Source organism: Mesorhizobium sp. M1E.F.Ca.ET.041.01.1.1 (assembly GCF_003997355.1).
Classification (GTDB): Bacteria; Pseudomonadota; Alphaproteobacteria; order Rhizobiales; family Rhizobiaceae; genus Mesorhizobium.
This window is the reverse complement of the sequence record NZ_RZSL01001003.1, coordinates 1-1,349: the sequence shown is the minus strand read 5'-3', so window position 1 is coordinate 1,349 and position 1,349 is coordinate 1. Positions and strand designations below refer to the sequence as shown.

Here is a 1,349-nt window from a genome sequence, read left to right as displayed (position 1 = left end):
GTCGCAGATCGCGGCCCATTAGCGCAAACGGCTTCCCGTCGCGTTTCTTGCGGCTGCGCAGCCGCATGACCGCGTCGTCGTCGGTTGCAACGCAGGCGAGATGGAAGCCACCGATGCCTTTGACGGCGAGAATTCGCCCTGCCCTGATCAGAGCGGCGGCCTCGTCTATCACCCGTTCCGATCCACCGGCAAAGACGGACCCGTCCTCCGCTTCGAGCCAGATGCGCGGGCCGCAATTTGGGCAGGCAATCGGCTGGGCATGGAAGCGCCGCTCCGCAGGATTCTCGTACTCGGCCCGACATGCCTCACACATGACGAAACTTTTCATCGACGTCGAGGAGCGGTCGTACGGGATCGCTTCGATGATCGACAACCGCGGACCGCAATGCGTGCAGTTCGCAAAGGGATAGAAATAGCGGCGGTCGCGCGGGGCGAGGATTTCGGCGAGGCATTCCGCACAGCATGCGGCGTCTGGAACGACGCCTGTCCGCACCGCTCCCCCTGCGCTCGCGACAATGGTGAAGCCGTCTGCTGGCGGCAATCCTTCAAGGTCGGTGGTCTCGATAGCGTCGATGCGTGCCAAAGGCGGACATCCGTCGCAGAGCCTTTGCCTGAACGCCGCCAGCTCGGCATCGATGCACCAGAGCGCGATCTCGACGCCCGCGGCGTCGTTGCGTACGTGGCCGGTAAGGCCCATGGCGGTGGCGACGCGCCAGACGGTGGGGCGGAAGCCGACACCCTGCACAAGGCCGGAAACCCGGATCAGGTGACCCTTTGCGGCTGGTGGTGCGGCCAGGAGCGTGTTCATGGCCGGGCTTCAGTGCACCGTGCAGACCATGCACGGATCGAACGAGCGCACGATGTGCTGGACTGCGAGAGGTTCGGTCTCACCGGCCCGCACGGGCGCTCCCTCCAGCGCCAGCTCCAACGGACCCGGATTGCCGTTACGATCGCGTGGGGAGAAGTTCCAGGTCGTCGGCGCGATGATCTGGTAGTTGGCGATGCGGCCGTTGCGCACCTTCAGCCAGTGGCCAAGCGAGCCGCGCGCAGCTTCGGTCAGGCCCGTGCCCTCGCCATCGGCCGGCGTCGCGCCATGCTCGCAAAAGGCTTCGCCGGGCCTGAGATCACGGATCCAGCTCTCCATTGCCGTAACAACGAGAGCGACCTCCAGCACACGCGCCACAACCCGGGCATGCACATTGCCGCTGCCTGACCCGACCAGATCGCGGATCAGCGGGTGACCATTCACGAGTTGACGGGCAATCGCGCCCACTTCGACGGCCTCGCCGGCAAGACGCGGCGCCTTGCACCAAGTGTAGCCCTTCCCCGTGCCGTCGCCAGGCACGGTC

The 1,349-nt window shown here is 65.9% G+C and carries 2 protein-coding genes; both read right to left on the bottom strand.

The genetic code is table 11. From position 1 onward, the window contains the following. On the bottom strand, positions 1–808 hold an 808-nt coding region (locus EOA38_RS36805), incomplete at its 3' end, for an acylphosphatase (protein WP_145966302.1). 9 nt (positions 809–817) lie between these two features. Beyond that, on the bottom strand, positions 818–1,349 hold a 532-nt coding region (locus tag EOA38_RS36800), incomplete at its 5' end, for a nickel-dependent hydrogenase large subunit (protein WP_145966301.1).